This window comes from Micromonospora sp. NPDC053740 (assembly GCF_040677775.1).
GTDB classification, from domain to species: domain Bacteria; phylum Actinomycetota; class Actinomycetes; order Mycobacteriales; family Micromonosporaceae; genus Micromonospora; species Micromonospora alfalfae.
The window spans coordinates 94,717-100,883 of sequence record NZ_JBFASO010000017.1 but is presented as its reverse complement, the minus strand read 5'-3'; the positions used below and the strand labels follow the sequence as shown (position 1 = coordinate 100,883).

Annotated in this window: 4 protein-coding genes; all 4 read left to right on the top strand. The window is 73.7% G+C overall.

The annotated features are described in order from the left end of the window. The first annotated feature begins 1,820 nt into the window (after positions 1-1,820). Entirely contained in the window at positions 1,821-2,516 is a 696-nt protein-coding gene (locus AB0K35_RS33360) for a hypothetical protein (protein WP_238671629.1), read from the top strand. A gap of 150 nt (positions 2,517-2,666) precedes the next feature. After that, the gene (locus AB0K35_RS33355; protein WP_112677951.1) at positions 2,667-3,131 is read left to right on the top strand and encodes a DUF948 domain-containing protein; all 465 of its coding nucleotides are present in this window, start codon (positions 2,667-2,669) and stop codon (positions 3,129-3,131) included. Between the two features lie 30 nt (positions 3,132-3,161). Further along, entirely contained in the window at positions 3,162-3,467 is a 306-nt protein-coding gene (locus tag AB0K35_RS33350) for a hypothetical protein (protein WP_091401860.1), read from the top strand. Then, complete coding sequence (alaS, locus tag AB0K35_RS33345; RefSeq protein ID WP_238671623.1) at positions 3,464-6,142, top strand: alanine--tRNA ligase; 2,679 nt, start codon at positions 3,464-3,466, stop codon at positions 6,140-6,142. Before AB0K35_RS33350 ends, alaS begins: the two co-directional genes overlap by 4 nt. Positions 6,143-6,167: the final 25 nt, after the last annotated feature.

The following is a 6,167-nucleotide window of genomic DNA, read 5'->3' as shown; positions in this document are numbered from 1 at the left end:
CGCTACTACCACCGGACGCCGGCAGGTGTGTGGCACCTGATCGCGGTCACCGCTGGCGAAGCCGAGTCGGTGTCCCCGCGTCGCCGGCCCGCCGTCCGGACGCCGCTGTTCCGCCGGGCCGTCATCAGGACCCCGCCGCGCCCGACGCCATGCCGCCGCTGCGCCGTCCGGATGCCGGTCCGCCGGTCCGCCGACCCGGCCCGGAGCAACAGGTCGAACCCGGTCGTGCCCGGCCGCCCGCCGACGGCACGCCCGCCGGTCGCCGCGCCGCCGGCTCGGCACCCGACCCGACGCGGGCCGGCGGAGCACCCGCCGCCCCCGGGCCGGCCCGCTTCGATGGCGCGCCGGCTGGTGTCGTGCCGCCGGCCGCGGACAGCCTGCGGCCCGACCCCGCCATCGACAGTGACCCGCGTACCGCCCGGCGTCGTCCGGGTCCGGCCGACCCCGGCGCACCCGAGCCCGCCGGGCGCGCGTCGGAGGGTCCCCGTCCGACAGCCGGCGGGCGTCGCCGCGCCGCGGAACCCGACGAGCCGGTGGTGCCCCGCTCGGGTAACGCGCCACCCGTGCCCCGCTCGGGGAACGCGTCGGCGGTGCCCGAGGCGACCGGCGCGCACAGCGGCGCCCTGCCCACCACCGGCCCCGCCGACGGCACCGGTCGCCGCCGGGTCGTCTCCGATGAACCGGAACGCCGAACGCCGCCCGGCGGCGAAGCCCGCCCGGACCGGCCGGACCGCCCGGAGCGGCCAGCGGACTGGCTGCGCCAGGCCGGCCGCCTGCCACACACCGACCCCGGCCTGCCGGTGGTCAACCGTCGAGACGGCGGTCCGCCGGCCGGGGGTCGCCGTCCGGCGTCGCCCACCGGGTCGGGAGACCTCACCGACCAGGCGTCCGGTCGGCTCGCCGTGCCCGACCCGGCCGCGGAACGCGGCGCCGCCCGCCGGCCCGCCGGCCCGCCGGCCGACCCGGGCGCGGACGCACCGAACGGTCGTCGCGCGGTCCGGCCCGACGGGTCGGGATCCACCGGAGAGCACGCCCTCACCTACCCCCCGCCGCCCGGTGACCGCCCCGCCCGTGGGCGGGGCGCTGCGGCGGTGCCGACTCCGGACCCCACTGTTCAGCGCGGCCGTGCCGTGGCGGGGCCCGGCCCGGACGCACCGCCCGCCCCGGATCCGACCGGCCGACGACGGCGTGGACCGGCCGAATCCGGTCCCGACGGTACGGCTGTCCCCGGCCGACCCGGGCCGGTGAGCGACCACGGCGACGACCCCTACGCCGGTGGTCGACCCGGCGCCGGTCCCGCCGCTCGGGGCGCTGCCCGCTCCGTCCCACCGGGCCGGGCCCGCCCCATCCCGGGCGACGCGCCGGCACCCGGCGCCGCGCGCCGTGGCGCTGACGGCCCCCTGCGCCCCGGCCCGGGTGGCGATGCGGCACCCCGGGACGCGACCCGTCCGGACGGGTCGGCTCGTGCGGCAGTGCCGCCGGGTGTCGACGGTCCGCCACGTTCCCGTCCGGACGGTCCGGCTCGTGCCGCCGTCCGCCCACCCGGCGGGCAACCGCCAACCGACGACCGGACGACCGGTGAGCCCGGGCCGGCCCGTGGTGCGGCGCCGGCCGGGCGACCCGCGCCGGCCGACCGTGCCGCCGGACGCGCAGCGCCTCCGAGTCGGGAGCCCGGCCGTGCCGAGCCGAGCGGTGTCGCCCCCGTGCCGCCGCCCGGACGCGCCGCCGAGCCCGTCGGCGTGGCCCGCGCCGCCGCCGTGGTGCCCTCAGTGCCCGGCCCGGTGGACCGGCCGGAACCGGAACCCTCCGACGGGCCGCCGCTGCGCCCGGCCGGTCAGGACGCGCCGGACGACGACGCCGCACCGGGCGCCCGCTCCGAGGAACGCCGGCAGACCCGTGAACGACGCCGCCTGCGCGCGGCGGTGTTGGTGCTGGTCAGCGTCGTGCTGCTCGGCGCGCTGCCGCTCTTCTTCGGCATCCGGACGCTGAGCCGTGACCCGGTCTTCGACAACCTGGACCAGCTCGGCGTGCCCGGCTGGGCGGCCGCGAAGACTGTCGACGACGTCAGCGGCAGCCGCTGGTGCCTGCTCGACTGCCGGCTGCGGGAGCGCACGGTGACCTCGGAGAAGGCGCCAAAGGAGACGGCGCAGGTCTACGAGGACGCGCTGCGCCGGGACGGGTGGCAGCCGTGGAAGGTGAGCCGCTGCCCGGAGCAGCAGACGAAGGGCAGCTACACCTGCTGGCGTCGCGACGAGTTGACCCTCGACCTGTGGGTACGCGAACCGACCTGTGTGCCGCCGCCGGTGGACGGCGAGCCGGCGATCGTGCCGTCCGGCGACCCGTCGGCCGCTGCGACCGAGTGCACCGGCTCGTTGGTGTCGGTGAAGGTGCGCAATGCGATAGACGACGAGCGGACCAGGCCGCAGCCGACCACCGACCCGTCACTGACCGGTGAGGATCCGTTCCCAACTGTCAGTGCGGATCCGCTGGGTGAGCAGACACCCTCACCGTCCTGAGCCGGTCTCCATCACGGACGGTAGGGTCTGGGGCTGGCGGGCACGCCCGTCACCGGTGACCGCCGACGGCTCGGCGGCCGGTACGGGTGGCATGGTTGTGCGTTCCGGGGACGTCGGGTCCTGCGGAACTTCTGCTTGAGGAGGACAGGCGTGGGCGACATTGGAGCGATCGCGGCGCTGATCGCGGCATCCGCGTTCGCGGTGCTGGTGCTCATCCTGACGCTGCCCATCCTGCGGCTGCGGCACACGGTTGACGCCACCACCCGCATGATCAACGACCTGAACGACCGGACCGCGCCGCTGCTCGGTGACGTGAACACCACTGTGAAGAACGTCAACACCGCCCTGGAGCAGGTGCAGACCTCGCTCGACGGTGTGAACCTCCAACTGGCGAAGGTCGACACCATGACCAGCCACGCGCAGAACGTCACCGCCAACGTCGCCAACCTCGCCACCGTCGTCTCCGCCGCGGCCGCCAACCCCCTGGTCAAGGTTGCCGCGTTCGGCTACGGCGTACGCAAGGCCGCCGCCGGCCGCCGGCACGCCGAGACCGAGCGCGAGGTACGCGACACCATCAAGCAGCAGCGACGGGCCGCGCGACGCGGCAACAGCTGACCGACCCGGCGCACCAGGAGGTAGCGGGACATGAGGCGCTTGTTCTGGCTCGGCATCGGGGTGGCCGTCGGGGTGATCGTGGTCCGCAAGGCGACCCGGACCGCGCAGGCGTACACGCCGGCGGGCATCGCCAGCTCGCTGACGGAATCCGCTGGCGGGCTCGTCGAGTCGCTGCGTAGTTTCGTGGAGGACGTCCGGGTCGGGATGGCCGAACGCGAGCAGGAGATCCACCACGCGTTCGCCCAGGGCGAGGCGTTCGACGACAAGTTCGCCGACCTGCGGGAAGACCCGCGAATCGGCGATCGAGAAATCTTTCCGGAGGAACACCAGCGATGAAGACGGCGGAGATCAAGCGGCGGTACCTCGCGCACTTCGAGGCGAATGGCCACACCGTGGTGCCGTCCGCTCCGCTGCCCGCCATCAGCGACCCGAACCTGCTGTTCGTCAACGCCGGCATGGTGCAGTTCGTCCCGTACTTCCTGGGTCAGCAGACGCCCGCGTACCAGCGGGCGGTGAGCGTGCAGAAGTGCATCCGCACCCCGGACATCGACGAGGTCGGTAAGACCAGCCGGCACGGCACGTTCTTCCAGATGAACGGCAACTTCTCCTTCGGTGACTACTTCAAGGCCGGCGCGATCCCGCTGGCCTGGGAGTTGTCCACGAAGCCGATCGCCGAGGGTGGGTACGGGCTGGACCCGGAGCGGATCTGGCCGACGATCTACCTCGACGACGACGAGGCGTACGAGATCTGGCGGTCGGTCGGCGTGCCGGCCGAACGGATCGTGCGCCGGGGCAAGGCTGACAACTTCTGGTCGATGGGCATTCCCGGGCCGTGCGGTCCGTCGTCGGAGCTGTTCTACGACAGGGGTCCGGAGTACGGCCGCGAGGGCGGCCCGGCGGTCGACGAGGACCGGTACATGGAGTACTGGAACCTCGTGTTCATGCAGTTCGAGCGGGGTCCGGGCACGACCAAGGAGGACTACCCGATCCTGGGTGACCTGCCGGCGAAGAACATCGACACCGGCATGGGCCTGGAGCGGATGGCCTCGATCCTGCAGGGTGTCGACAACCTGTACGAGATCGACGAGGTCCGGCCGATCCTGGCCCGGGCGGCGGAGTTGACAGGCAAGCGGTACGGCGCGCACTCCGGGCATGTGGCCAGCGAGTCGCACCCGGACGACGTCCGGCTGCGGGTGATCGCCGATCACGTGCGCACGGCGTTGATGCTGATCGGCGACGGCGTGACCCCGTCCAACGAGGGCCGCGGCTACGTGCTGCGTCGGATCATGCGCCGGGCGATCCGGTCGATCCGGTTGCTGGGCTGGCAGGACCGGGCGCTGCCCGAGCTGCTGCCGGTGGCGCGGGACTGCATGGCGCCGTCGTACCCGGAGCTGGCCACCGACTTCGACCGGATCGCTGATTACGCGTACGCGGAGGAGGAGGCGTTCCTGTCCACTCTGCGGGCGGGCACGACGATCCTGGACACCGCGATCGCGGAGACCCGCACGGCGGGTGGTTCGGCGCTGTCCGGCGCGAAGGCGTTCCAGTTGCACGACACCTACGGCTTCCCGATCGATCTGACCCTGGAGATCGCCGCGGAGCAGGGCCTCACCGTCGACGACGAGGGTTTCCGGCGGCTGATGGCCGACCAGCGGACCCGGGCGAAGGCGGACGCGCAGGCCCGCAAGACGGGGCACGTCGACCTGTCGGCGTACCGGTCGGTGCTCGACGCGGGTGGGCCGGTGACGTTCACCGGGTACAGCGAGGTGTCCCGCGAGTCGACGGTGCGGGCGCTGCTCGGCGCCGACGGCCCGCGTCAGGCGGCGACCGAGGGCGACACCATCGAGCTGGTGCTGGACACCACCCCGTTCTACGCCGAGGGCGGTGGCCAGCAGCCCGACCAGGGCATGATCACGGTTGGTGGCGGGCAGGTCGAGGTGCTCGACGTGCAGCAGCCGGTGCCCGGTCTGATCGTGCACCGCGCCCGGGTGATCCGGGGCGAGGTACGCGCCGGTGAGGCCGGCTTCGCCGAGATCGACACGACCCGACGTCGGGCGATCTCCCGGTCGCACACCGCCACGCACCTGGTGCACCAGACCATGCGCAACTTCCTCGGTGAGTCGGCCACGCAGGCCGGGTCGTTGAACGCTCCCGGTCGGCTCCGGTTCGACTTCAACACCCCGACCGGGGTCTCGCCGAGCGTCCTGCGCGACGTGGAGCAGCAGGTCAACGAGGTTCTCCTGGCCGACCTGGAGGTGCACGCCTTCATCACCTCATTGGAGGAGGCGCGGCGGATCGGCGCGATGGCGCTCTTCGGCGAGAAGTACGGCGAGGAGGTGCGGGTCGTCGAGGTGGGTGACTACGCCCGGGAGCTGTGCGGGGGCACGCACGTGGCCCGTTCGGCCCAGCTCGGCCTCGTGAAGATCCTCTCCGAGTCGTCGATCGGTTCCGGCGTGCGCCGGGTCGAGGCGCTGGTCGGCATGGACGCGTTCGGGTTCCTGGCCAAGGAGCACCTGCTGGTCTCCCGGTTGGCCGAGCTGTACCGGGTGCCGAACGATCAGGTCGCCGACCGGGTGGAGCAGACCGTCACCCAGCTTCGGGACGCCGAGAAGGAGCTGGAGAAGCTGCGGGCCCAGCTGGTGCTGGGTGGCGCGGCGGCGCTCGCGGCGCAGGCCAAGGACGTGCGCGGGGTCGCGTACGTGGGCACCGAGGCGCCGGAGGGCGCGGCCGGCAACGACGTGCGCACCCTGGCCCAGGAGATCCGCGGCAAGATCGACCCGGCGCGGCCGGCGGTCGTGGCGGTGGCGGCGCGGTCGAACGGCAAGGCGTCACTGGTGGTGGCTGTCAACGCGGCGGCCCGCAGCCGGGGCCTGGCCGCGTCGGATCTGGTGAAGGCGGCGTTCTCCGGGCGCGGCGGTGGCAGTCCCGACCTGGCTCAGGGTGGCGGTCTGCCAGCGGCCGAGGCGCCGAACCTGCTGCTCACCGTCGAGAAGGCGATCACCGAGGCGTGATAGATCATCACTGTGAGTCAGGGCG